We start from the raw sequence: 24,780 nt of genomic DNA on the forward strand, positions 1-24,780 counted from the left end.
GACGTTCGTCAGTCCTCGCAGGGGCTATCCAGCATCCCGCGGGTGAGTTTGTCGACGACCACGACATCGCGCGGCGGTTCTCCCGTGCGGGCGATCCGGCCTTCTATCCACATCAGCACCGGCGTGCCCGGCGCGATGCGCAGCTTGGAATAGGCATCGACAAGGGCCTGCCCCTGGCCGGTCTTGGCGACGGGGTAGCGCTTGCCCGTGCTGCAGATGGCGAAGGTTGCCTCGCCGTCCTTGGCGACTACTTTGCCGCGCATGGGGAAGGATTCCTCGATGTAGTCGATGTCGAACTGCTGGGTGAGCGAGTAGTTGAGCGCCGACTGGATGGGCTCGCCCTTCTGGTCGAGCAGTCGCAAGGTCGTGGGCGACAGGAATTCGTACAGGCCGCCTTCATTGCGGTCGCCGACCAGGCGGATGCGTTCGGGGGCGTCGACCAGCCGTTCCCAGCGGCCGGTGCTGATGAAGGTGAGGTCTTTGTTGTCGCGCGTGCCGAGATAGACGCGGCGCATGCGCCAGGTCCAATCTGGCAGCAGGGTCAGGGTGATCCGCTGCCCCGCGCAGTCGGCGCAGGGGATGACGCCGCGGAACGTCTGGGGCTGGGCCAGGGGCGCGCCACGGTCGACGACGGGCGCTTGGTCCACTTGCGTTCCCTGCATTTCGGGAGGCGGGGGGGCAGCGCCGGCGTCGCTCGGCGCTTCGGTACGCTGGCGATCGGGCAAGGGGATGGCGCAGCCCGCCAGGCCGGCCGCGACGACGGCCGCTGCGAGGAGGCTGGCGAAGCGTGACGGAGAGGGGCGGGACGGAAGTGGCGGGTTGGTCATGACGGCTCCGGCTCTTGACGTTTATCGCAAGTCTACCTTGTTGCGCCCGTCCGTTCTCGCGCCCGGGGCGAGATGGTGGACATTTCCTCCTGGCTGCGGCTTCGCGGCGGAGCGCGGGGGCGGTTAAGCTTGCGGGGGGCCGCAGCGCGGCGATTTTTCTCTCTTCTATGTCTTTCGTGCAAATACTTGCGGCCACGCCGTGGCTGGCCTGGACATCGGCGGTCGTGCTCGGACTGGCCGTCGGCAGTTTTCTCAACGTGGTCATCGAGCGCCTGCCGCAGATGATGCACCGGGCCTGGCAGGCGCAATGCGCGGAACTGAACGGCGAGGCGCCGGCGCACGAGCGTTTCGACTTGGCCTATCCGCGTTCGCATTGTCCGGCCTGCAAGCACCCCATCGCCTGGCGGCACAATGTGCCGGTGTTCAGCTGGTTGGTGCTGCGCGGGCGCTGCGCCCACTGCCGGGCGCCGATCTCCGTGCAGTATCCGCTCGTGGAGCTGGCCGCGGCAGGGCTGTTCGCGGCGTGCCTGGCGCGGTTCGGCGTTTCGTGGGCGGCGCTGGCGGCGATGGGGTTTTGCGCGGCGTGCCTCGCCCTGGCCGTCATCGACCTGCGAACCTCCCTGCTGCCCGACGCGCTGACCTTGCCGTTGCTGTGGGCGGGCCTGTTCGTCAATCTCTGGGGGCTGTTCGCGCCTTTGTCCCATGCGGTGATCGGCGCCATGGCAGGCTACGGCGTGCTGTGGGCGGTGTATTGGATCTTCCGCCTTGCGACCGGCAAAGAGGGCATGGGCTACGGGGATTTCAAGCTGCTGGCCGCCATCGGCGCATGGCTGGGCTGGCTGAGCCTGCCGCTGGTCATGGTGGCGGCCTCGCTGGTCGGCATCGTCGTGGCGGGGGGGCTCCTCCTTCTCGGCAGGATCCGGCGGGGGCAGCCGCTGCCGTTCGGGCCTTACCTGGCCGCCGCGGGCGTGGCGGGCCTCCTCGGCGGCGATGCATGGGCTAAGCTTCTCGCATGGTGATGACGACTCATACATCCCGCGGCAGGCTCTTGCGCGTCGGCCTGACGGGGGGCATAGGCTCGGGCAAGACCGCCGTCGCGGACTTGCTTGCCCGGCAGGGCGCGGCGGTCATCGATACGGATGCGATCTCGCATGCGCTGACCGCTCCCGGAGGCTTGGCCATCGAGCCCTTGCGCCGCGAGTTCGGTTCTTCGGTGATCGGCCAGGACGGCGCCATGGACCGCGCCCGGATGCGGGAGCTGGTATTTTCCGATCCGCAGGCCAAGGCGCGCCTGGAGGCGATCATCCACCCCCTGATCGGGCAGGAGGTCGAGCGCCAAGCTGGGGAGCGGGAGGGCGCCTACCAAGTGTTCGTCGTGCCCCTGCTCGTCGAGTCCGGCCGCTGGCGCGACCGCGTAGACCGCATCTGCGTGGTGGACTGCGACGAGGCAACGCAGGTGCAGCGCGTGCAGCGCCGCAGCGGCCTCGCGCCCGAGATGATTGCCCGCATCATGAATGCCCAGGCGAGCCGCGCAGAGCGCCTGGCCGTGGCCGACGACGTCATCGTCAATGACGGTTCGACGACGCGCGAACAGCTCGTCCAGCGTGCCTTGGCCCAGCACCGGCTGTGGCTCGAGCTGGCCGCTCGCCTCGGTTCAGTCACATCTCGAAACCGAATTTCGGATGCGCCTCCGTCAAAGTAGAGGCTGAGGTCGGCGAGATGTGCGTTGCGACCATGCGCCTACATAGGAGGTGTTCCGAGGTGTGCCCGTGCGAGGGCCGGTTCGGAAACGGATGAAGCGTCTGTCGCTTCATCCAATTGTGCAGGTATAGTTCCACCAATTCCGATACCGGACGGTCTACGTGGTTTTGTACGAGTATCCATTCAATGAGCGCGTCCGTACGCTGTTGCGTCTGGAAAGCCTCTTCGATACGTTATTTTTCTTCGTGCGGCAATCGGATCCGCGCGGGCATCACGTTGCACTGACCACGCTGTTCGAAATCCTCGATGTCTCGGCGCGCGCCGACTTGAAGTCCGACCTGCTGCAGGACCTGGAACGCTACCGCCAGTCGCTTTGTTCGCTTCGCGACCATCCCGACGTCGACAGGCAAGCGCTCGATGCCATGCTCGCCAACATCGAACAAGTCGCCTCGTCGCTGGTGGCGCAGGGCAAGACCGGCATGCCGCTGCGGCAGAACGAATGGCTCACCAGCATCCGCAGCCGGCTCGCCATCCCCGGGGGCGCCTGCGAGTTCGACGTGCCTTCCTACCACGCCTGGAAACACAAGCCGGCGGAACAGCGGGTGCAGGACCTCTCCCAGTGGGTCGAGCCTTTCCTTCCCATGCGGGACGGGCTGGCCATCGTGCTCAAGATGTTGCGCGAGTCGGGACGGCAGGTCAGCGTCATGGCCGAAGGCGGGGCCTTCCAGCAAATGCTTGGGGGCAAGGCCTACCAGCTGCTGCGCATTCGCGTGGACGAGGGCCTCGGCGTGTTTCCCGAGGTCAGCGCCAACAAGTACATGGTCTCGGTGCGATTCTCGTCGCAGGGCGGCGACATGAAACCCCAGCCCGTATCCATGGACGTCCCGTTCCAGCTCACGCTCTGCAACAGCCTTTGAGGCGGCTCGCGCCGGGCGGAGCGCTTGCTAGCCCGCCCGGCCGCTTCGCTAGAATGTCGCCATGGTCAAGAAAGTCAAATGCCCCACTTGCTCCAAGCCTGTCATTTGGAGCCCCGACAACGCCTGGCGTCCCTTCTGTTCGGAGCGGTGCCGGCAGATCGACCTGGGCGCATGGGCGTCCGAGAAATTCGCCATTCCGGGCGCGCCGCTGGAAACCGACGATCTCATCGGCGATACGGCCGAGCGCCTTTACCCGCCGCCGCGTTCGATGAACTGAGGCGCATCCGCCCCATTGCCGCGCGCGGCGCGTAGTACGGGATACGGGAGCTGTCGGCCAGCGGCCCGGCATGCGGCGGGTCACTACCCCCAGAACGCCCCGATTCCGGCGATGCCATGCGCGCCATGCTCGAGCGCGAGGGCTTTCGTTCGTGCCGACTGGCCGCCGAGCGCGAACACCGGCAGGCCCGCGTGCAGCGCCAGGGCGGCGAATCTTTCCCACCCCAGGGCCGGCTGGCCCGGGTGCGACGCGGTCGGCAGCACCGGGCCCAATACCGCGAAGTCAGCGCCGAGCCGGCGGGCGCATTCCAATTCTTCCTCGGTGTGCACGGACACGCCCAGGCGCGCGCCGCGGGGTAATTCCGGTCGTTCGCCGGCGAGGTCCGCCGACCGTAAATGCACCCCGTCGGCGTCGGCGCGCCAAGGCGCCGGGTGCGCGCTGTTCAGGAGAACTTGCGCCCCGGCAGACCGGGCGCGCGCCGAGACGCGCTTGAGCACCTCGCGCAACGACGGTTCCGCGGGGCCACCGGGCCAGCCTGGTTCGCGGAACTGGATGAGCTTGAGGCCCGCCGCCAAGGCGGCGTCGAGGCGTTGCAGGAAGGGCTCCACCTGGGAGGGCGAGCCGATGTTCGTGATGGCGTAGGTGTCTGGCAGCGACAGCCACTGCAGGGGCGGCAGGGTGGCGGGCAGCACCGGCCCGATGCGCGGCTCGAGGGCGAGGCCCAGCGCGTCTTCCGGCGCCTGCGCGCGAGCTTGCGCGGTTTCCAGGTCGGTCGGCTGCTCGCCGCGCGAGCGCCGGGCCTCCAGCTGGGCGAGCCGCTCCTCGCGTTCCCGCTCCGCGGCCGCGATTTCCGATGGGGTGGCCGCACGTACCCGCGCCCATTGCAGCGCTTGCGACTCCAGCCCCCGGGGTTGCCCTTCCCATTCCGTGACGCGGCAGAAATAAAGCCTGACGGTGGCATGCGCATACGCATGGATATGCGTGACCCAGGGCAAGGCCTTCAGGACGGTCACGCCCAGCTCTTCCTTGAGCTCCCGGGCCAGGGCCTGCAGCACCGTTTCACCGGCTTCCAGCTTGCCCCCGGGAAACTCCCACCAGCCGGCGTACGGCTTGCCCTCGGGGCGTTGTCCGAGGAGCAAGCTCCCGTCCGGCCGCAGCATGACGCCCACGGCGACGTCCACGACTTTGCCGGCAGTGTCGGGTTTCTTGGTCATTCCACGTCTTCCTGGATGTGCGGTTTCACCTGGCGCAGGCGCAGCCGCGGCCGCCTTGCGCCCGCGAAGGCCGGGCTTTGCGAGGTCAGCGGGCGCCGCGCTGTTCGTCTTTGGCCGCCCAGTCTTTCGCGAACTGCCAGGCGACGCGTCCGGAACGCGAGCCGCGCTCCAGGGTCCATTGCAGCGCGGCGGTCCGGGAGCGCTCGATGGATTCCTCGCTGCATCCCAGCTCGCGCAGCCAATGGGCCACGATGTCGAGGTAATCGTCCTGCTTGAACGGGTAGAACGACAGCCACAGGCCAAAGCGTTCCGATAGCGAGATCTTTTCCTCGACGGTTTCGCCGGGGTGGATTTCGCCGTCGCTCTGGTGCTTGGCCTCCAGGTTCTCGTGCATGTATTCCGGCATCAGGTGGCGCCGGTTCGAGGTCGCGTAGATCAGCACGTTCTGCGAGGCGGCGGCGATGGAACCGTCCAGCACGGACTTAAGCGCCTTGTAGCCGGCCTCGCCTTCTTCGAACGAAAGATCGTCGGCAAATATGATGAAGCGCTCAGGCCGCTCGGCCACGAGCTCGACGATTTCCTGCAGGTCGCCCAGGTCGCCCTTGTCGACTTCGATCAGGCGCAGCCCGCGCTCGGCGTAGGCAGCCAGCATGGCTTTCACCAGCGAGCTCTTGCCCGTGCCCCGGGCGCCCGTCATCAGGACGTTGTTGGCCGGCTTGCCTTCCAGGAACTGGCGCGTGTTGCGGTCGATCACCTCTTTCTGGCGGTCGATGTGCTGCAGGTCATCGAGGTGGATGCGGGCGATGTGCCGCACCGGCTCCAGCCAGCCGCGCGTGCTCCGCTTGCGCCAGCGGAAGGCATGGGCATTCCAGTCTATGGGCGGGGGCGCGGGGGGGAGCCAGGCTTCGAGTTGCGCCAGGACGCCTTCGGCGCGTTTCAGGAAGGAAGCGAGATCGATGGAAGGAGAAGACTCGTTCGGCACAGCAGCGTTCCTATCGTCGGCCGGGGCCGGCCGGCCCCGGTGCGTTGGGTTCTTGAGCGACGGCCCGCAGCGCCGACACGCTGCGGGCCGTTCACGGCACCTGGTATTGCACCATTTTTTTCAAAGGTGCGCAGGAGGGCCGGTCCTCCGCTTCTGGAACGTTACGAGCGATGCTGGCGCAGCAACGGAATCAGCTCCTCGGTGGGAAGTACGTCCGCATACTTGCTCGCCATGTCGAAGAGGTTCACCGCATGGGACACTTGCGAGCGGTCATATACCGCATCTTCGGGTACGACGACCTTCAGGTTCATGGCGCAGGCGTCAACGGCAGTCGCGCGGACACACCCGCTGGTGGTACAGCCCGTGACGACCACCGTATCCACTCCCAGTCCGACCAGGTAGCTGGCGAGGGGGGTGCCCTGGAAAGCGCTGGCCTGAAACTTGGGAATGGTGATTTCGCCCGATATCGGCTGAACCTGCGCAACGAAGTCGTAGTCGCGCAGGGGCACGCTCATGACGCCCGGCACCTTGCGCTCGAACTGCCCTTGGTCATGCGGCTTCTTGGGCGCGACGTACGGGTAGAGCACGGGGGCTCCGAGTTCGCGGAAGGTCTGCAGCAGGCGGGCGATCTGCGGGACTGCTCGCCACCCATATTCCCCGCAACTGGTCGGCATGGTGTCGATCGCCTGCATGATCGGCATCGGCTCGTAACCCATCGAGCGATATTGAACATCGATTACCAGAAGAGCTGGCCGTTTGCCGATTCCGCTGGGCGCTCCCCATCCCGCCTTGCGATAAATCGCGATTTCTTCTTCTGGAATGATGCCGTCCCAGGGCCGAGGCCGGTTTTGAGAAACGGTCATATGTCAGATTTCCACCGTAGTCGCATCGTATTGAAGCAGCCAGTCATAGCGGTCGCGCACCGCTTGCTGCGACCAGTACTTATGGATGTAGGGCCATCCCGTTTCTTCCGTCTGGAGCTCCGGGCTATGGAAGATTTTCAACATCGCGAGCGATTCGGCCTTCGTCTTGTTGGCACGCGCGACGCGGGCGATGTCGTAGCGCTTGAGCGCATATTCGACGTCGTCGTAGTGCTCGAGGCAGCGCGTCAGGACGAATGCGTCCTCCATTGTCATGTTCACGCCCATGCCGAGGAACGGGGTCATGGAGTGGCAGGCATCGCCGACGAGCGTCACGCGCCCGGAAGACCAGGTATCGAGTTGTTCACGCACGAACAGCCCCCAGCGGAATAGGTTGTCCGATGCGACGAACAGGTCGATGATGTCCTGGTGCCAGCCCTTGAAATCCTCCAGGGCGTCGGCCAGGTCACCGGGTTCAGACCAGGACTCCGTGTGCCACGTGGTGCTGTCGACCTGGGCAGAGAAACTGACGAAGAGTTCGCCGTTGCGCTGTACCGGATAGGTCGTCACGTGCGCGGTGGGGCCGACCCACGTCGATGCCAGCGGACGACGGTGTTGCGGCTTGAGCTTGTCCATCGGGGCCAATCCACGCCATGCAGCGGCCCCAGTGTAGCGGGGAGGGGCGGCGCCGAATACGGACTGGCGCACGCGGGAGTGGGCTCCGTCGCAGCCCACCACCACGTCCCCCTCGGCATACGTTCCATCCTCGAACAAGAGGCGTGCGCGGTTTCCGACGGTTTCAGCCCCGGTCGCCAGCTTTCCGAAGTGAACGGCATCGGGCTTGAGCCGGATGACCTCCTCATACAGGACACGCTGCAATTCCGCACGCAGCACCTGGATGAGTGTATGGTCCGCCTTGGATGAGCTGGCGCCACGACTGTACACCGAATGCTCTTCGCCCGTCGTCCAGAAGCGGATGACCCTGTCTTCCGGAGGCAGGTTGATGGCCTCGATTTTCTTCCTCAGGCCCAGTGCTTCCATGACGCGCGTGCCGTTGGCGGAAATCCACAGGCCGGCGCCAACCTCCCGCAGTTCCGGTGCTTGTTCGTAGACAGTGACGTCAAATCCTTTCTGGAGCAAGGCGGCTGCAAGGGTCAGTCCTCCCATGCCCGCCCCGGCAATAAGCACGTGCTTCTTGCCGATAGGCTGCGTTGTAGTCATCGTTCCTCCGGTAATTCGTACGCGGTTGGGTTATTGACGAGGTCCAGGATGGCCTCCATGATCTTTACGTAGCCCGTACAGCGGCACAGGTTCCCGCGCATGTAGTGGCGGATCTCGTCTTCCGTGGGCTTGGGGTTGCGTGCCAGCAGCGACTTCACCGTCAGGATCATGCCGGGGGTGCAGAAACCGCATTGCAGGGCGCCATGCGCGATGAATGCGCGCTGTACGGGGTCCAGCTTGCCGTTCCGGGCCAGGCCCTCAATGGTCGTCACAGTCCTGCCGTGAGCATCGGCACATAACGTAGTGCAGCTCGACGTCGGCTGGCCATCGACGAGCACCGTGCAGGCACCGCATACCTGCATGTCGCACGAACGTTTCGTTCCTTTCAGGCCAAGTTGGTCCCGCAGGACGTCGATGAGCATTTCGCGCGGCTCGATGTCGACCGAGCAGGGCGCTCCGTTGAGCGTCATGTCGACGCGCAGCAAGGGAAACTCGTTTTGGCTCATGGCAAAGTCAGGCATGCGAAGAGGGCGCGCTTGGCGAGGACGGAGACCAGATGGCGCTTGTAATCCGCTCCGCCATGAAGATCGTCCCGGGTGTCGATCTCCGCGGCATCCGCCGCGACGGCCGCCTCAATGGCGTTCCAGATGGTGTCCGGCCTGGAATCAGGCGGCAGGCTGGCAGCCGCCTCCTGGGCGCGTTCGAGGCAAACGGGGCGGGACGACAGGGCGCCGGCCCACAGGCTGAGGCGTTGGGGGTTGTCCGTGGACCAGACGGCGGCGACGCCCACCGCCGGCCTTTCGGTGTGGCCGAAGGAGCGATAGGCCGAGCACGTGCCCTCGGATTGAGGAGCAATCTCCACGGAGACCAGTATCTCGTCATCCTCCTTGGCCGTGGAAAACTCGCCCAGGTGGAATTCGCGCAGGGGGACTTCACGTTCGCCGCGGGGGCCGGACAGGACGACCCACGCGTCGAGCGCGCACAGCAGGGTCGGGGCATCCGCGTGAGGCTCTCCAAAGCAGAGTACCCCGCCTATCGTGCCGGCGATGCGGACACGAATGTTCGCGACCTGCTCGCTCAGCTCCGCATAGCTCGGCAACTGTGCCTTCACCAGGGGCGAGCGTGCGATCGTGTCGTGGCTGTTCAGGGCGCCGATCGACAATGTGCCGTCGCTCCTGACCCGTATTTCCCGAAGGTCCGCGATCTGCTTGATGTCTATCAGGTGCCCGTAGCGCAGCACTCTTGCCTTCAATGCGATGAGCAGCTCCGTGCCACCTGCATGGTAGGCCGCCGTATCGCCCAGCCGTGCCTTGAGCGCGATGGCTTCATCCAGGCGGGTGGGCCTGTGCAGGGTGAACCGATTCGTGCGCATCAGTCGCCTCGCTTTCCGAGACTCGCTGCAGCCCCGAGCAATGGCGCGACGAGCCACCACCAGGGTGATTGACCAAAGGCCACGGCACCGTGCGCGACAGCCATGGCAACGGCCAGGTTGATACCCAGGCGAGGCCATTGAAAGACGAGCTCAATGTTGCCGGTGCCCTTGGGCTGGCGCGCCAGGGACGGCTGGGCAGGGATCTCCCGAGGTACTGCCACGGGTGCCGGCTGTGCAGCAGGAGGCGCGTTGTCTGCCGGAATCGCAGGTGATGGCGCGGACGGGGACGGTTGCGTGGGGGAAACCAGGGGTACGTCAGTCTCCCGTCCGGACAGCCGCGCGCGCAACCGCCGCTCGAACTCCGCGAACAGTTCCTCGGAGCGTTTCCTGACGATGGGGTAGCCGAGGGACGCCAGGCGGCCGGCAATCTGCATGTCGGCATCGACCGCGAGCCTGCAGGTTGGCGTGACACTCTTGTCCTGCTCTTCCAACACCACATTGAGCCGTACGTCCATGCTCGTTCCGGTGACCTTGTCGGTGCCGGTCGCATGCAGGCGGATGTGGCGCTCCGGTTCGTAAGACTCGACACTGATGCGGGTCGGAACCTCGAGCCGGAAGGGGCCGATTTTCTGCTTCATCACCGCGGAGAACGCCTTGAGCGGTTCCTCCTCGACGACTTGCTCGCACCCGGGGATCAGGCTCGCGATGCGTTTGACGTCGAAGAAAATCGTCCAAAGCTGGGCTGCGGAGCCAGGCAATACGGCATCTATCTTGAAATCCATGGTCAGCGTTTCTGTGATTGGCGGGATGCGGTGGCTTCTCGTTGTTCCTGCAGGGCGCGCCAGACGCGCTCAGGGGTGAGCGGCAATTGCTTGATCCGCACTCCCCAGCCCTGGAACAGGGCGTTGGCTACGGCGGGGGCAACGGGGAGAATGCCCCCTTCACCGCCTCCACGGGCTCCGAAAGGCCCGGGACCGTCGCCGCTTTCTATCAGGGTGGTGGCGACGTAGGACGGAAGGTCTTCGATGGAAGGCACCTTGTAGTCGAACAGCGTGCCGTTGATCACCTGGCCGTCGGCATAGACGTACTCTTCGGACAGTGTATGGCCAAGCGCCATCATCATCGCGCCTTCATCCTGGCCTTCGGCCGCCTTGTGGTTGAGGACGTGCCCCAGGTCGGCCGCGCCGCTTGCGCGCAGCACACGGATGGCGCCCGTTTCTTCATCGAGCCCGATTTCAAAGGCTCCCGCCCCGGTCTCCCAGAACAGGGGCGGCCGCCTGAAGTCGTCGTTATTCGTGCTGGGGTCTATGCGTCCGACACCGAGGAACTCGCCGGCAACGAGACCGTTATGTCGACGGAACAGTTCAACCAGAGGCAGTTCGCCATCAGGGCCCCGGATGGCTCCCGTGACCAGCGAGTAGGATTCGGGGTCTCCGCCCAGGACTTGCGCCGCGAGCGCCTTCGCCTGTTGAACGATGTCTTCGCAGGCGCGTTGGACGGCGAGCCCGATGATGACCGTCGAACGGCTGGCTCCCGTCCCCCAGTCGTAGGGGGCCTGCATGGTGTCCGGTTCGGCGACGAATATCGCCTTCAGTGGTTGCTCCAGTACACGGGCGGCAATGGCCCGTAGGACGCCCCGGTTGCCCTGGCCGATCTCCACGGTGTTGGCGGAGATGTTGACCGACCCGTCGGCGCGCAGCCGCACGATGGCTCCACCCACGGGCACGATCCCGGGGTCCGTGGCACCCACGGCGACGCCGATGCCACGACGGCCGGCATGTTTGCCTTCGGGGAGCTCCTTCAATGCCTTGAGTGCCATGCGCAGAGAGTGACGCATGTCGACGTCGAGCGGGCGCAGGTCCTTTTTCACGGACTGACCCTTGTCGGCGATGTTCTGCAGGCGGAACTCGACAGGATCCAGTCCGAGGGCCGCTGCAATGATGTCCATTTGCGATTCGGTCGCCCAGACCGCCTGGGGACCGCCGATCGAGCGGAATGCTGCCCCGGGAACCGTATTGGTGTAGACACCGATCGCTTCCAGGCGCAGGTTGGGAATGTGGTAGGGGCCGATGGCGCGGATGGCGGCCTTAACGGCGATGGCCGGTCCAGTATCGGCATAGGCGCCGCCGTTGAGCACCGCACGTACCGACTTGGCTACGATCCGCCCGTTGGTGTCCACGGCCGTCCTGAGCGTGATTTCGGCGTCTAGCCGGCGGCAGGTCAGCATCGATTCCGAAATTGACAGGCAAACCCGAACGGGTGCCCGGGCCTTCCACGACAGTGCCGCGACAAGGGGGTCGATCTTGACAGACGCCTTGCCTCCAAAGCCCCCTCCCACGTACGGCGAATGCACGCGCACGCGCGAAAGGGGGATGCCGAGGGTTTCCGAGCACACGCGCTGGATGGCCGTGGGAGTCTGTCCGCCGCTCCAGATCTCTAGGGAGTCCTGGCGCCAATGCGCGACGCAGACATGAGGCTCCATTGCGTAATGGAACACCATGGGGAAAGAGAAGGTGTCTTCGAAGACGCGAACATCTCCCTGGAACGCCTGGTCGACATTGCCTTGCTCATACGTCCAGTGCTGGAACTGATTGGTCCCGGCCACCGGCGTGCACTCGCCTCGGAAGTAATAGTCCTTCAGGGGCTCCATCTGCTCGTGCACGAGCGGTGCGCCAGGGGCCAGCGCCTCTTGCGCACTGGTGACGTAAGGCAGCGGTTCGTACTCGACGACGATGGCCTCAAGAGCATCTTCGGCGGTTGCTTCGTCGGTGGCTGCCACGGCCGCCACGGGGTCGCCGACGTAGCGGACCTTGTCATGCGCGATGACGGGGCGATCGCGCAATGACAGGCCCCAGCTCTTGACGGTGCCAGGCAGCCGTGCCAGGTCCTCCCCGGTCAGCACTGCGACGACGCCTGGCATGGCAAGGGCCGCGTTGACGTCGATTTTCTTGATCCGGGCATGCGGAACATTGCTGCGGAGGATCTTTCCGTGAAGCATGCCGGGAACCTGTACGTCACTTGCGTAGATGGCGGTTCCTGTCACCTTCTCCAGATAGTCGGCGCGCGGTTCCTGATCGAGGTCGAGAGGATGGATGGGACGCATGAGGAAATGTCGGGAACGTTTATTCTTCGAGCGAGATCTTGGCCTGGGAGATCACTTCCTTCCACATGGTCGTCTCGGCTGCCTGGCGGCGGACGACTTCTTCGGGCGTGCTGTGCGCGGGTTCCACGCCAACGGCGCCCAGTCGTTCACGCACTTCCGTCGATTGCATGGTCTTGGCGACCTGCGGCACCACCTTAGACAAGGCGGATTGGGGAATGCCCTTGGGAGCGTAGAGCGCGAACCAGGTAACGGCATCGAAGCCAGGCAGAATGGTTTCGGCTAATGTGGGGACATCGGGGAGCGCGAGCGAACGCTTCGCGGTGGTGACCGCCAGTGCCTTCAACTTGCCGCCCTTGATGTGGCTGAGGACCGCGGGGCCCTGCTCGATCGCCATGACCACGCGTCCAGCCATCAGGTCAACGACCATCGGGCCGCTGCCCTTGTATTGCACAGGGAAGACGTCCACGCCGGCGCGTTGCTTGAAGAGCTCCATGAATACGTGCTGCGAGGTGCCGATGCCCGCGGAGCCGTACGGAAGCTTGCCGGGATTGGCCTTGAGGTGCGCGATCAGTTCCTGGATGGTGTTGACCGGCAGAGAGGCCGGGACCACGACGTAGGAGGGGTTGAAGCCGAGAATGGAAACAGGTTCGATGTGCTGGTAGACCGTCTCCATGCGCTTGCTCAGCAGTGGCAGGATAGAGAACATGGATGAGGCGCCGATGAGGAACGTATGTCCATCGGCCGGCTGGCGCGAGACGTAGTCCGCGCCGATGATGCCGGATGCTCCGGCCCGGTTTTCGACGACCGCGGGCTGTCCCAGCTCGGCAAGGCCGTTTGCAACCGACCGAGCGTATAGGTCTGTGGCTCCACCTGGCGGGTATGGCGCCACGATGGTAATGGGTTTGCTCGGATAGTTCTGGGCCTGGGCCGTGGCTGCCAGAAGGCCAAGTCCGCACACGGCGGCCGCAACAACTTTTTTCCAGTTGCAGCTAGACATGATTTCGGCTCCTAAAAAATGGGAAGGCTGATGTTTATTCTGTCTAACAGAACATAATTCTGTACTACGGTACGATACAATGTCAAGAAATTTCTAGCAGGTGAGACTATGCCGTCTGACGGGGGAACTGATCGGAAAGCGGAGGGCGTTGCCGCGGTAGACCGCGCATTCGCCATCCTCAATGCATTTCGCGCGACCGATGTTTCACTGACATTGAATGAAATCGCCCAGCGCACGGGGATGTACAAGAGTACGATCCTCAGGCTCATTGCAAGCCTTGCGAATGCGCATTGCATCGTCCGCCTGGATGACGGCTCCTACCAACTCGGCTCCATGCTCCTGCACTGGGGTGGCATATATCAGGCTGCGCTTCGCCTCGATGACCATGTTCCGCCGATGCTGAGGCGCCTGGTCCTCGAGACCGAGGAGGGTGCATCGTTCTTCACTCGTGAGGGCAACCTGCGCGTGTGCCTGTTCCGGGTCGATTCTCCGCGATCCGTACGTGATCACATCCGCACCGGAGATTTGCTGCCTCTGGATCGCGGGGCCGCGGGGCGCGTATTGCAGAACTTCGATCGCACGCTGGTGTCGCCCGACGAGTTTCCGAGCCAGCCGTATGTTTTCACCGTCGGTGAACGGGAGCCCGACATTGCAGCCATAGCGGCGCCCGTGTTTGGGCCGCAACGTAGCCTGCGGGGGGCGTTGGCCATTTCGGGTCCTGCGGCACGGTTTTCGGAGGACCGCCTACCTATCATGCGGCGCGCGTTGTTGAAGGCCGCGTCGGACCTGACGCGCAGGTTGGGCGGCGACTCGACGATATTCGAGCGCTGGGAACGGCAAGCGGGGGAATAAGCGCAGAGGCCGTAGCTTCCGCGCCTGCCCCCGTTATCCTGTGCGTTTCGGTCAGGACGTGCGCGCGACCCGCATGGCGGGGTGGACGACGTCACCCTTGTCGAGAATCTGTTCCCCATCAAGCCACAGGCTGCAATGGCGCATCGGGAGATCGAGGTGGCACGCAGTGTCGTTGGTACCACCGACTTCCAGGTTGGGGCCGAGCGAGAACAGTACGTTTCCATAGAACGACAGCGCGTTCATGACGTGCTCGCGGGGCAGTTCCCGCGTCGCGGCGAATTGGTACCACCGGGCCTTTTCATTCAATCCCCAGCCGATGTGTGATACCGCATAGGCCCTGGGATCGTTGAAGCTGTCGGCGTAGCTCTTGAGCAGTTGCGCATCGACGCCGGGGCCGGAGATGTCCACCACATAGCCCTTTTCGATTCGCATCGTCACGGGGGACTCGACGTACCGCTTGAAAGCGCAAAGGATGTCCCCGGGCTGCAGCACCACGACACCATTCACACCGCTGTCGTTGCCTTGGGTGAAGGCAAATCCCGAGGGGAAGTGATCCCACCGTCCCGGCTCGTAGGTGTATCCGTACTCCGAGATCACCGGGTACTGGCCCAGTTCGTACGTCACATCCGTGCCGGCTTCCGATGTGAAGCGCAGCTCGCGCGCCTTCTCCATCATGCTCTTGGCATACTCGACGCGTCGCCGCAGGTCTTCGGTCGGGAACATCTGCTTGAGGATGTGGAACGGTTCCATCACGCGCAGGATGCGGACACCTGCCGCCTGGATTTCCGCCTGTTCGCGCGAGAACAGGAGCCCCACCATGTCAATGACCATGTCGGCCGACTTCAGCGTGGTCATGGCAAGCTCGTTGCCAACGAGGGGGTGCCTGCCCTGTACTCCTACTGCATTGCGCTGGCCGCGGCGCACATTCAGGTTGAAGGTCGAGGCGCCCAGGGCTGACGCCGCTGCCATGAATGCATGAGCATGTTCCTGCCATTCGTCGTCCGCGGTGAGGACAACTACTTTCTCACCAGGCTTGACACGGCACAGCTTCAGCTCTTCCGTGAACAGATCAAGTACTTCCGCTTCGAGTTTCAACAAAGTCTCCTTGCGAATTTGAGCGATGGCGATTCAACATGTCGACCAGGGCCGAGTAGAAGGCTTCGAAATTTTCCGCCTGCATCTGATGCCCGGCCTCCGGCAAGCGAAATGACCAAAGGTGCCTGCATCGCCGGTGCATTTCCTCCAGGTCGGCTTCATCGACGACGCCGCCCTCACCGGCACAGATGAGGGAGATGGGTTCCGATGCTCGTTCCAGGTCCGCGAACATGTCCTGGCCATGGAAGTCGTCGTACGTGACATGGACGGCACGTTCATCGCAGGTGGGCAGCCATTCCGCACGCAGTCGCTGCAGGTCGGCAGGCCATGGGCGACCGCTGGATAGCAACGACTCCAGGGGCTCCCCTCTTTGAGCGACCTGCAGCATTTTCAGCGTGCGGGCCTTGGGTATCGGGTAGGGCCGTCGGCCTGGGCCGCTTGTGGGCGGATCCAGCAGGACGAGTCCTTCGAACACCCCGGGAGAGGTCGCCGCGGCGCGCAGTGCGATGCGTGCGCCCATGGAATGGCCGATCACGATCGTCGGTTTGCCTGTGACGGTACTGACGAATTCCGTGAGGTCCGCGGCGCACGCGTCGACCCCATAGTCCAGGTGCGGTCCAGACTCGGAAAGCCCCCGGCCTCGCACATCGAGGATGTAGCAGTCATGGGCCTGGGACAACCGGCTTCCAACGTGATGCCACAGCATGGCAGGGCTGACGATGCCCGGTACGATGACGACCCGAGGGCCTGGTCCGGGAAAATGCAAATAGTGTTGCCTGATGCCGTTGATGCGGGCATGTGCTCCAGTCGCCATATGTGCGGTCCGGTTATCCCTTCCCTCACCATCCGCGACAGGAACGAACACAGGTCTGGAAGGGCGTGTTCGTCGTGCCGGAGAGGGAAATCATTAGGAATTCTTAAATTAGAACGTCATTCTATCAAGCAGAACGTCTGTGTCAATGGGAAAAGGCTGCAGCAGGATGAACGCCGCAGCCTTTCGTGCACGGTACAGCCGGATCCTTCATGTCCTGATCCGGCTGTGAGGGCCGGGAGAGCGCGTTTACGACCGGTAGTCCGCGTTGATGCTCACGTATTCGTGCGAGAAGTCGCAGGTGTACACCGTTTCGGCCACGTTGCCGCGGCCCAGCGAGATCCGCACCCCGATTTCGGCCTGCTTCATCACGCGCTGGCCGTCCTCTTCCTGGTAGTCAGGGTTGCGGCCTCCGTTCTTCGCCACCCATACGTCATCCAGCCACAGGTTCACCTGCCCGACGTCGAGGTCCTCGATGCCGGCGTAGCCGATGGCGGCCAGGATGCGGCCCAGGTTGGGGTCGGATGCATAGAAGGCTGTCTTGACCAACGGCGAGTGCGCGACGGAATAGGCAACCTTGAGGGCCTCCTCCTGCGTGCCGGCATCCTCCACCCGGATGGTAATGAACTTGGTCGCGCCTTCGGCGTCGCGCACGATCAGCTGTGCGAGTTGGGTGGCCGCGGCCTTGAGCGTGGCCAGGAGCTCCGGATAGAGCGGGTCCGTTTCCGATTCGACGCGCAGCCCGGCGCGGCCCGTCGCCACGAGCATGAAGGAGTCGTTGGTCGAGGTGTCGCCATCCACCGTGATGCGGTTGAACGAGACGTCCGCGATCTGGCCCACCATGCGCTGGAGCAGCGCGCCGTCGATGGCGGCGTCGGTTGCCAGGAAGCCCAGCATGGTGGCCATGTTGGGCCGGATCATGCCCGCGCCCTTGCTGATGCCGGTGATGGTGATCTGGTGTCCGCCTATCGTGGCCTTGGTCGATACGATCTTGGGCAACGTGTCGGTGGTCATGATGCCGTACGCGGCTTCGGTCCAGTTGCCCGGGGCGAGCGCCTGCACGGCCGCGGGCAGGCCGGCTTCGATGCGGTCCACCGGCAGCGGCTCCAGGATGACGCCGGTCGAGAACGGCAGGACTTGGCGCGGATCGACCTGCAGCAGGCGCGCGAGCGCCTCGCATGTGGCGCGCGCCGCGGCGAGCCCGGGTTCGCCCGTGCCGGCGTTGGCGTTGCCTGTGTTGACGACCATGGCGCGGATCGGAAGGCCTTGCGCGAGATGCGCTTCGCACACTTGCACGGGGGCGGCGCGGAAACGGTTGCGCGTGAAGACGCCGGCCACCTGGGTGCCTTCGGCCAGGCGGAAGACCGTCAGGTCGCGTCGGCCGGCCTTGCGGATGCCGGCCTCGGTGACGCCGATTTCGACGCCGTCCACGGGAAAGACCTGATCGGGAGCGGGAATGGGAAGATTGACGGCCATGGGTGTCCTCGCGGATCGAAGGTAGGGGGCGCCGGCTGGGAGATGCCGTGCCGGCGCGTTAGCGTTTGAGTTCGGCGAAAGCCTCGCCGGCGATGGCGATGGTGCGCTCGATCACGTCGTCGTCGTGCGCGATCGAAACGAAGCCTGCCTCGAACGCCGACGGCGCGAAGTTGACGCCGCGCGCCAGCGCCGCGTGGAAGAACTGGTTGAACGCCTGGGTGTCGGAAGTCGATACTTCGGCCAGCGAGGTCGGCACGCTGTCGCGGAAATACAGGCCGAACATCCCGCCCACGTGGTCGGCGGTGAACGGCACGCCGGCGCGCGCGGCGGCGTTGCGCAGCCCTTCGACCAGCTTGCGCGTTTGCGCTTCCAGCCGTTCATAAAAGCCGGGTTCGTCCAGCAGGCGCAGCGTCGCGATGCCGGCTGCGACCGCCACCGGGTTGCCGGACAGCGTGCCGGCTTGGTAGACGGGCCCCAGCGGCGCGATGTGCGCCATGATGTCGCGCCGGCCGCCGAATGCGCCAATGGGCATGCCGCCGCCTATGACCTTGGCGAGCGTCGTCAGGTCCGGCACGATGCCCGTGCGGCCCTGCACGCCCTGGGGCCCCACGCGGAAACCGGTCATGACCTCGTCGAAGATGAGCACGGCGCCGTAGCGCGTGCATTGGTCGCGCAGCGTCTGCAGGAAACCCGGCACCGGCTGCACGAGGTTCATGTTCCCCGCCACCGGCTCGACGATCACGCAGGCGATCTCGTCGCCATATTGCTTGAAGGCGGCCTCCACGCCCGCGATGTCGTTGTAGTCCAGCACCAGCGTGTGGGCGGCGAATTCGGGCGGCACGCCCGCGGAAGTCGGATTGCCGAAGGTCAGCAGCCCCGAGCCCGCCTTCACCAACAGGCTGTCGGCATGGCCATGGTAACAGCCTTCGAACTTGACGATCTTGGCGCGGCCGGTAAAGCCGCGCGCCAGGCGGATCGCGCTCATGGTGGCTTCGGTGCCCGAGCTCACCAGCCGCACCTGCTCGATGGAGGGGAGCCGCTGCGCCAGCATTTCGGCCAGCTCGACCTCAGCCTCCGTCGGGGCGCCGAAGGACAGCCCGTCGGCTGCCGCCGCCTGCACGGCCCGGATCACGTCCGGGTGGGCATGGCCCAGGATGGCCGGACCCCACGAGCCGACGTAGTCGATGTATTGCGTGCCTTCGGCGTCCCAGATGTACGGGCCCGCGCCGCGCCGGATGAAAGGCGGCGTGCCGCCCACGGAACGGAAAGCGCGTACCGGCGAGTTGACGCCGCCCGGAATGGTCCGGCAGGCGCGCTCGAAGAGTTCTGCATTGCGTGTCATGGTCATGCCTTGCTAGATGGGTTGGCGTCGTGGCCGTGGGGCCAGGCGCGTCCGAAGGCGCGTGCCGCGGCTTCGATGTCTTCCGCGCCGAACAGCGCGGTGATGACGGCCAGGGCGTCCGCCCCCGCGGCCACGGCTTGGCGGGCGTTGTCCGGCGTGATGCCGCCGATGGCCACGATGGCGGGCCGGGTCGGCTCCTCGGTTCGGGGCAGGCGCAGGGCCCGCGCCTGTTCCAGGCAGGAGAGGGGGGCACGCACGGCCGCAGGCTTGGTGGGCGAGTCGAACACCGCGCCGAAGGCTACGTGGTCGGCGCCGGCTTCTAGCGCCGCGCGGGCGCGTTCGGGCTCGTTGTAGCAGGATGCGCCGATCAGCAGCGCGGGGCCGCCGGCCCGGCGGGCTTCGGCGATGTCGCCGTCGTCGCGGCCAAGATGGACCCCGTCGGCCCCGGCCTCCAGCGCCAGGCGCCAATCGTCGTTGATGATGAGCAGCACGCCGAGCCTGTCGCACGCCGCCCGCAGCGCGCGCGCCTGTTCCAGGCGCTTGGTGCGGCCGGCATGTTTGCGGCGCAGCTGCACGGCCCGCATGCCGCCGCGCGCGGCAGCCTGCACCGCGGCCACCAGCCGGTCGGTGTCATCCCATTCGGGGGTGATGCCATACAGTCCGCGCATGGGGCTGGCGAGCGCGGGAGCAGCGTCGGGGGCAGGCGTCATGTCTCGTCCTTCGCCGGGGAGCTCCTGGCGGGGCAGTGGGTGGCGGTGGCCGAGCTGTTGCCTTGGCGAGCCCAGAAGAAGCGGTCGGGCAGCTGGCGGCCCATGCCGGGCTGGAATCCCGCGGCCAAGGCGCGCCAAACGTATTCCTGAGCCTCCGGAACGGCGTCGCGCACTTCCATGCCGTTGGCAAGCAACGCCGCCAGCGCCGCCGATAGCGTGGAGCCCGCACCGCGGAAGCTGCCGGGCAGGCGCGGCCAGCGATACTCGGCCGTAGGCTGCTCCGCCGAGTCGCCGCTCCCGCGCAGGGTGTTGACGACCACCGTTCCCGGCTGGTGCAGGCCGGTAGCGAGCACCCACGCCGCACCACGGCGCATCAGCGCCTGGGCCGGGTCTTCGCCGTCGGCCTCGAGCAGGCCGTCGGACGCGACTTGCGCCAGGCGCAAGCTGTCCGCCACCACGATCGTGGCCTGCGGCACGAGCAGCTCGATCGTGGCCGCCATCACTTCTTCGGCTGAATCTTCGGTCTCCGCGTCATCCGCGTCGAGCGGGTCGGCACCCAGGTGGAGGACCACGGGCACGGCCGAGTAGTCGGCCAGGATCTCGGCCACGGCCGCCACGCCCTCGGCAGAGAACAGCCCGCCCACCTTGAATGCGCGCACGGGCATGTCTTCCAGGAGGCTGCGCGCCTGGTCATCGATCCATTCCGGCCCGAGGGCTTCGGCATCTTCCAGGCTGACCGAGTCCTGCACGGTGAAACCGGTCAGCACGGTCAGCGTATGGCAGCCCATGCTGGCGCAGGTAATCAAATCCGCCTGGATGCCTCCACCTCCGCTGGGATCGGAAGGGGCGAACGTCAGGACGAGGGGTGGCGTGGGCGCTGGCAACGAAAAAAATCCCGGAAAGCGGGCCCGCCGGCATAGGATCAGGCGCGGCCCACGGTGTTTCGGTAAGATGCGAGATTCTAATAGATGCCTGTTAGTTCCCGGTTGCGGGAACGGGCCCAGTAATAATTAATTGAAAACAATGCGTACCTGGATGTGTCTGATTTGCGGCTGGATCTATGATGAAGCCGCGGGGTTGCCGGAGGAGGGCATTCCGCCCGGCACCAAGTGGGAAGACGTGCCGCCGAATTGGGTGTGTCCCGAGTGCGGGGCACGCAAGGAAGATTTTGAGATGGTCGAGATCTGACCTCGTTCCGTGACGATTACAATCCGGCTATGAGCGAACGCGCCAATTTCGATCTCACGAATCAGTTCCTGATCGCCATGCCCGGCATGGCGGATCCGAATTTTGCCGGCGCCGTCATCTACGTTTGCGAACATACGCCCAAAGGCGCGCTCGGCCTGGTGATCAACCGGCCCACCGACCTCACTTTGGCGGCCCTGTTCGAGCGCATCGAGCTGCCCCTGAACGATCCCGAGCGGGCGGGCGCGCCGGTCTACTTCGGCGGCCCGGTACAGACCGACCGCGGCTTCGTGCTCCATGCGCCCGTGGGCCAATACACCTCGTCCATCAAGGTGGGTGACCTCGCCCTGACGACGTCCCGCGACGTGCTCCAGGCCGTGGCAGAAGGGCAGGGGCCGGGGCAGATGCTGGTCACGCTCGGATACGCGGGCTGGGGGGCGGGGCAGCTGGAGGACGAGCTGGCCGAGAACGCCTGGCTCAGCGTGTCCGCCACGCCCGAGATCATTTTCAACGTTCCGCCCCGCGAGCGTTTCGACGCCGCCCTGGCGCTGCTGGGCATCGACCCGATCATGCTGGCAGGCGAAGCCGGCCATGCCTGACGAGACGCTGCTCGCATTCGATTACGGGACCCAGTTCATCGGCGTTGCCGTCGGCAATACCCTGACGCGGCACGCCCGTCCGCTCGAAGTCTTCGCCAATACCACGCGCGAGGCCCGCTTCGCCCGCGTCGAGCAATTGTTGCAGGAGTGGCAGCCCGCGCGGCTGGTCGTCGGGCTGGCCCTGGACGCCGATGGCGGCGAACAGCCCATGACGGCGTTGTGCCGCCGGTTCGCGAACCAGCTGCACGGACGCTACGGCTTGCCGGTCGAGCTGGTGGACGAGCGCGGCACCAGCCTCGCCGCCCAGGCCGAAATGGGCGCCGCCGGGCGCGGCCTGCGGGTCGACGCCGTGGCCGCCGCCATCATCCTGCAAAGCTATTTCGATGCCAGTCCGCCCGTCATGTCGCGCCCGCCGCCGGGGTGCCCTGGCTGACGACTGCTTTCTTTTTCCGGAACTGCCATGACTCCAACTCCTCCTTCCCTCGACGCCGAGGCGCTATATGTGCGGCTGCGCGAGGCCGTGCGGGACCTGATGGCCACGCTGCCCGCCGGGCGCACGCACCTGGTGGGCATCCATTCGGGCGGCTCGTGGATCGCCGAGCGCCTGCACCGGGACCTCGGGTTGCCCGAGGCGCCGGGCAAGCTCGACATCAGCTTTTACCGCGACGATTTCGCGCGCATCGGGCTGCATCCCCAGGTCAAGCCGTCGGCCATCACATTCGACGTGGACGACAAGCACCTGGTCCTGATCGACGACGTGCTCTACACCGGGCGCACCATACGCGCCGCGATGAACGAGCTGTTCGACTACGGCCGCCCGGCCTCGATCAAGCTCGCCGTGCTGGTGGACCGCGGCGGCCGCGAGCTGCCGGTCGCCGCCGATTTTGCCGCCGCCACCATTGAGCTGCCGCCCGGCCGCAATCTCGTACTATCGCGCAACGGCGAGTCTTTCAAGATCGATTTCGAAACCCTGCCGCCCCAGGAGCCGCAACATGCGTAACCCGCAGCTCAACAGCAACGGCGAGCTTACCCACCTGTTGACCGTGGAGGGATTGCCCCGGGACATCCTGACCCACATCCTCGACACCGCGGAATCCTTCGTGCCGCTGGCCGACCGCGAGATCAAGAAAGTACCGCTGCTGCGCGGCAAGAGCGTGTTCAACCTGTTCTTCGAGAACTCCACGCGCACCCGGACCACCTTCGAAATCGCCGCCAAGCGCCTGTCGGCCGACGTCTACAACCTGAACATCAGCGCCTCGTCGGCCAGCAAGGGCGAATCGCTGCTCGACACCATCAACAACCTATCGGCCATGCAGGCCGATCTTTTCGTGGTGCGCCACGCCTCCAGCGGCGCACCGCACCTGATCGCCCGCCACGTCGCGCCCCACGTGCACGTCATCAACGCTGGCGACGGCCGTCACGCGCACCCCACGCAGGGGCTGCTCGACATGTATACCATCCGTCACTACAAGAAGGACTTCTCCCAGCTCACGGTGGCGATCGTCGGCGACATCCTCCACTCGCGCGTGGCGCGGTCGGACATCCATGCGCTGACCACGCTGGGCGTGCCGGAAGTGCGCGCCATCGGCCCGCTGACGCTGCTCCCCTCGGGGCTGGAGCAGATGGGCGTGCGCGTGTTCACCAACATGGCCGAGGGGCTCAAGGGCGTGGACGTGATCATCATGCTCCGCCTCCAGAATGAACGCATGCGCGGCGCGCTGCTGCCCTCGGCGCAGGAGTATTTCAAGCACTACGGCTTGACGCAGGAGAAGCTCGCGCTGGCCAAGCCCGACGCGATCGTCATGCATCCGGGCCCCATGAACCGGGGCGTAGAAATCGACTCGTCGGTGGCTGACGGCAAGCAGGCCGTCATCCTGAACCAGGTGACTTTCGGTATCGCGGTCCGGATGGCCGTCATGAGCATCGTCGCTGGAGCCTGATCCCCATGAAGATTTGCATACAGGGCGGCCGCCTGATCGATCCGGCCAACGGCATTGACGCCGTCAACGACATCTACATCGCTGCCGGGCGCGTGGTCGGCATCGGGCAGGCGCCGGAGGGGTTCTCCCCCAACCGGGTCATCGACGCGCGGGGCCTGGCCGTATTGCCGGGGCTGGTAGACCTCTCGGCGAGGTTGCGCGAACCGGGCTTCGAGCATCGCGCCACGCTCGAATCGGAAATGCAGGCCGCGCTCGCCGGCGGTGTCACCAGCCTGGTGCTGCCGCCCGACACCGATCCCGTGCTGGACGAACCGGGGCTCGTCGAGATGCTCAAGCATCGCGCCCGCCAGCTCAATCAGTCCCATGTCTATCCCCTGGGGGCGATGACCGTGGGCCTGAAGGGTGAAGTCATCACCGAAATGGCCGAATTGACCGAAGCGGGCTGCGTGGCCTTTTCCCAGGCCGACGTGCCCGTGACCGACACCAGCGTACTGCTGCGCGCCATGCAATACGCGCGCACCTTCGACTATGCGCTGTGGCTGCGTCCGGAAGACCCGTGGTTGTCGCGGGAAGGCGTGGCGGCGAGCGGTGCCATGGCGTCTCGGCTGGGGCTGGCCGGCATACCGGAGCAGGCCGAGACCATCGCCCTGCACACTTTGTTCGAACTGCAACGCGTCACCGGCGTGCGCCTGCACTTGTGCCGCATCTCCAGCGCGGCCGGCCTCGAGCTGGTCCGGCGCGCCCGCGCCGAAGGGCTGCCTGTCACCTGCGACGTCGGCGCCCACCACGTGCATCTGACGGACGTGGACATCGGCTACTTCGACGCGCACTGCCGCTTCTCGCCGCCGCTGCGCGGCCAACGGGACCGGGACGCCATCCGCGCCGCGCTCGCCGACGGCACGATCGATGCCATTTGCTCGGACCACACGCCCGTGGACGAAGACGACAAGCTGCTGCCTTTCGGTGAGGCCGAGCCCGGGGCCTCGGGCCTGGAATTGCTTTTGTCCCTGGCGCTGAAGTGGGCCCGCGACACCCAACAACCGGTTAGCAAGGCCGTCGCCCGCGTCACGAGCGAACCCGCCCGCGTGTTGGGCAACAAGGTGCTCGCTTCGTGCGGACAGCTCGGCGTGGGCGCGCTCGCGGACCTCTGCATCGTCGATCTCGACGCACACTGGACGGTGAGCGAACAGAGCCTGGTCAGTCAAGGCAAGCACACGCCCTTCCTGGGCATGGAGCTGCCCGGCAAAGTGCGCGCGACCATGGTGGCCGGCCACGTCGCGTACGAGGCGGCCGCCTGAC

27 protein-coding genes are annotated in these 24,780 nt (G+C 65.6%); 11 read left to right on the forward strand and 16 right to left on the reverse strand.

Annotated elements, in window-relative coordinates; genetic code table 11:
- Positions 1-8: 8 nt before the first annotated feature.
- The gene (locus Q0319_RS12530; protein ID WP_296469997.1) at positions 9-827 is read right to left on the reverse strand and encodes a copper resistance protein NlpE N-terminal domain-containing protein; all 819 of its coding nucleotides are present in this window, start codon (positions 825-827) and stop codon (positions 9-11) included.
- 167 nt (positions 828-994) lie between these two features.
- Between Q0319_RS12530 and Q0319_RS12535 the strand changes: the two genes are divergently transcribed.
- From Q0319_RS12535 to Q0319_RS12550, 4 genes are all read left to right on the forward strand, one after another.
- Positions 995-1,846 (forward strand): A24 family peptidase, encoded by an 852-nt coding sequence (locus Q0319_RS12535; RefSeq protein ID WP_299452988.1) that lies wholly within the window; start codon positions 995-997, stop codon positions 1,844-1,846.
- Positions 1,846-2,529 (forward strand): dephospho-CoA kinase, encoded by a 684-nt coding sequence (gene coaE, locus Q0319_RS12540; protein ID WP_296470003.1) that lies wholly within the window; start codon positions 1,846-1,848, stop codon positions 2,527-2,529. The genes Q0319_RS12535 and coaE overlap by 1 nt, the downstream gene beginning before the upstream one ends.
- A 160-nt stretch (positions 2,530-2,689) precedes the next feature.
- Positions 2,690-3,445: a cell division protein ZapD gene (zapD, locus tag Q0319_RS12545; RefSeq protein WP_296470006.1), complete on the forward strand. Its 756-nt coding sequence runs from the start codon at positions 2,690-2,692 to the stop codon at positions 3,443-3,445.
- 61 nt (positions 3,446-3,506) lie between these two features.
- On the forward strand, positions 3,507-3,722 hold the full coding sequence (locus Q0319_RS12550) for a DNA gyrase inhibitor YacG (protein WP_296470008.1): 216 nt from the start codon (positions 3,507-3,509) through the stop codon (positions 3,720-3,722).
- 83 nt (positions 3,723-3,805) lie between these two features.
- Here the strand turns inward: Q0319_RS12550 and Q0319_RS12555 are convergent, their stop codons facing one another.
- The 9 genes from Q0319_RS12555 to Q0319_RS12595 all read right to left on the reverse strand — a co-directional run bounded on the left by Q0319_RS12555 (position 3,806) and on the right by Q0319_RS12595 (position 13,471).
- Positions 3,806-4,936 carry a thiamine phosphate synthase gene (locus Q0319_RS12555; protein WP_296470011.1) on the reverse strand — a complete coding sequence of 377 codons (1,131 nt, stop codon included), beginning with the start codon at positions 4,934-4,936 and terminating at the stop codon, positions 3,806-3,808.
- 85 nt (positions 4,937-5,021) lie between these two features.
- Positions 5,022-5,894 carry an ATP-binding protein gene (locus Q0319_RS12560; protein WP_299453058.1) on the reverse strand — a complete coding sequence of 291 codons (873 nt, stop codon included), beginning with the start codon at positions 5,892-5,894 and terminating at the stop codon, positions 5,022-5,024.
- A gap of 185 nt (positions 5,895-6,079) precedes the next feature.
- On the reverse strand, positions 6,080-6,781 hold the full coding sequence (locus tag Q0319_RS12565) for an isochorismatase family protein (protein WP_299452993.1): 702 nt from the start codon (positions 6,779-6,781) through the stop codon (positions 6,080-6,082).
- Between the two features lie 3 nt (positions 6,782-6,784).
- Positions 6,785-7,999 (reverse strand): NAD(P)/FAD-dependent oxidoreductase, encoded by a 1,215-nt coding sequence (locus Q0319_RS12570; protein WP_299452996.1) that lies wholly within the window; start codon positions 7,997-7,999, stop codon positions 6,785-6,787.
- Positions 7,996-8,505, reverse strand: a complete 510-nt coding sequence (locus Q0319_RS12575) for a (2Fe-2S)-binding protein (RefSeq protein ID WP_299452999.1) — start codon at positions 8,503-8,505, stop codon at positions 7,996-7,998. The genes Q0319_RS12570 and Q0319_RS12575 overlap by 4 nt, the downstream gene beginning before the upstream one ends.
- A complete protein-coding gene (locus Q0319_RS12580) occupies positions 8,502-9,371 on the reverse strand; it encodes an FAD binding domain-containing protein (protein WP_299453001.1) in 870 nt (289 codons plus the stop codon). The genes Q0319_RS12575 and Q0319_RS12580 overlap by 4 nt, the downstream gene beginning before the upstream one ends.
- Positions 9,371-10,153, reverse strand: coding sequence for an SRPBCC domain-containing protein (locus tag Q0319_RS12585; protein WP_299453012.1), 783 nt, complete (start codon positions 10,151-10,153; stop codon positions 9,371-9,373). The genes Q0319_RS12580 and Q0319_RS12585 overlap by 1 nt, the downstream gene beginning before the upstream one ends.
- 2 nt (positions 10,154-10,155) lie before the next feature.
- Positions 10,156-12,474 carry a xanthine dehydrogenase family protein molybdopterin-binding subunit gene (locus tag Q0319_RS12590; RefSeq protein ID WP_299453013.1) on the reverse strand — a complete coding sequence of 773 codons (2,319 nt, stop codon included), beginning with the start codon at positions 12,472-12,474 and terminating at the stop codon, positions 10,156-10,158.
- Between the two features lie 19 nt (positions 12,475-12,493).
- Positions 12,494-13,471 carry a tripartite tricarboxylate transporter substrate binding protein gene (locus Q0319_RS12595; RefSeq protein ID WP_299453014.1) on the reverse strand — a complete coding sequence of 326 codons (978 nt, stop codon included), beginning with the start codon at positions 13,469-13,471 and terminating at the stop codon, positions 12,494-12,496.
- Between the two features lie 108 nt (positions 13,472-13,579).
- Between Q0319_RS12595 and Q0319_RS12600 the strand changes: the two genes are divergently transcribed.
- Positions 13,580-14,323, forward strand: coding sequence for an IclR family transcriptional regulator (locus Q0319_RS12600; protein WP_299453015.1), 744 nt, complete (start codon positions 13,580-13,582; stop codon positions 14,321-14,323).
- Between the two features lie 51 nt (positions 14,324-14,374).
- On the opposite strand, the gene Q0319_RS12605 is transcribed toward Q0319_RS12600, so the two are convergent.
- The 6 genes from Q0319_RS12605 to Q0319_RS12630 form a co-directional block, all read right to left on the reverse strand.
- Positions 14,375-15,418 carry a 2,5-dihydroxypyridine 5,6-dioxygenase gene (locus Q0319_RS12605; RefSeq protein WP_299453016.1) on the reverse strand — a complete coding sequence of 348 codons (1,044 nt, stop codon included), beginning with the start codon at positions 15,416-15,418 and terminating at the stop codon, positions 14,375-14,377.
- Entirely contained in the window at positions 15,393-16,232 is an 840-nt protein-coding gene (locus Q0319_RS12610; protein WP_299453017.1) for an alpha/beta hydrolase, read from the reverse strand. The genes Q0319_RS12605 and Q0319_RS12610 overlap by 26 nt, the downstream gene beginning before the upstream one ends.
- Before the next feature lie 246 nt (positions 16,233-16,478).
- Positions 16,479-17,705 carry a bifunctional glutamate N-acetyltransferase/amino-acid acetyltransferase ArgJ gene (argJ, locus tag Q0319_RS12615; protein ID WP_299453018.1) on the reverse strand — a complete coding sequence of 409 codons (1,227 nt, stop codon included), beginning with the start codon at positions 17,703-17,705 and terminating at the stop codon, positions 16,479-16,481.
- A gap of 58 nt (positions 17,706-17,763) precedes the next feature.
- On the reverse strand, positions 17,764-19,047 hold the full coding sequence (gene hemL / locus Q0319_RS12620) for a glutamate-1-semialdehyde 2,1-aminomutase (protein ID WP_299453020.1): 1,284 nt from the start codon (positions 19,045-19,047) through the stop codon (positions 17,764-17,766).
- 2 nt (positions 19,048-19,049) lie between these two features.
- Positions 19,050-19,757, reverse strand: a complete 708-nt coding sequence (gene thiE / locus Q0319_RS12625) for a thiamine phosphate synthase (protein WP_299453022.1) — start codon at positions 19,755-19,757, stop codon at positions 19,050-19,052.
- Positions 19,754-20,641 carry a hydroxymethylpyrimidine/phosphomethylpyrimidine kinase gene (locus tag Q0319_RS12630; protein ID WP_296470178.1) on the reverse strand — a complete coding sequence of 296 codons (888 nt, stop codon included), beginning with the start codon at positions 20,639-20,641 and terminating at the stop codon, positions 19,754-19,756. Before Q0319_RS12630 ends, thiE begins: the two co-directional genes overlap by 4 nt.
- Positions 20,642-20,780: 139 nt before the next feature.
- On the opposite strand from Q0319_RS12630, the gene Q0319_RS12635 reads away from it, so the two are divergent.
- The 6 genes from Q0319_RS12635 to Q0319_RS12660 are packed head-to-tail and all read left to right on the forward strand — an operon-like array spanning position 20,781 to position 24,779.
- Positions 20,781-20,945 (forward strand): rubredoxin, encoded by a 165-nt coding sequence (locus Q0319_RS12635; RefSeq protein WP_087780643.1) that lies wholly within the window; start codon positions 20,781-20,783, stop codon positions 20,943-20,945.
- Between the two features lie 29 nt (positions 20,946-20,974).
- Complete coding sequence (locus Q0319_RS12640; RefSeq protein ID WP_299453026.1) at positions 20,975-21,541, forward strand: YqgE/AlgH family protein; 567 nt, start codon at positions 20,975-20,977, stop codon at positions 21,539-21,541.
- Positions 21,534-21,974 carry a Holliday junction resolvase RuvX gene (ruvX, locus tag Q0319_RS12645; protein WP_296469250.1) on the forward strand — a complete coding sequence of 147 codons (441 nt, stop codon included), beginning with the start codon at positions 21,534-21,536 and terminating at the stop codon, positions 21,972-21,974. The genes Q0319_RS12640 and ruvX overlap by 8 nt, the downstream gene beginning before the upstream one ends.
- Before the next feature lie 27 nt (positions 21,975-22,001).
- Positions 22,002-22,541: a bifunctional pyr operon transcriptional regulator/uracil phosphoribosyltransferase PyrR gene (pyrR, locus tag Q0319_RS12650; RefSeq protein WP_296469246.1), complete on the forward strand. Its 540-nt coding sequence runs from the start codon at positions 22,002-22,004 to the stop codon at positions 22,539-22,541.
- On the forward strand, positions 22,534-23,481 hold the full coding sequence (locus tag Q0319_RS12655; protein ID WP_296469244.1) for an aspartate carbamoyltransferase catalytic subunit: 948 nt from the start codon (positions 22,534-22,536) through the stop codon (positions 23,479-23,481). Before pyrR ends, Q0319_RS12655 begins: the two co-directional genes overlap by 8 nt.
- A gap of 5 nt (positions 23,482-23,486) precedes the next feature.
- Positions 23,487-24,779 carry a dihydroorotase gene (locus tag Q0319_RS12660; RefSeq protein WP_299453031.1) on the forward strand — a complete coding sequence of 431 codons (1,293 nt, stop codon included), beginning with the start codon at positions 23,487-23,489 and terminating at the stop codon, positions 24,777-24,779.
- Position 24,780 lies beyond the last annotated feature (1 nt).

The organism is uncultured Pigmentiphaga sp. (genome assembly GCF_937950555.1).
GTDB lineage: Bacteria > Pseudomonadota > Gammaproteobacteria > Burkholderiales > Burkholderiaceae_B > Pigmentiphaga.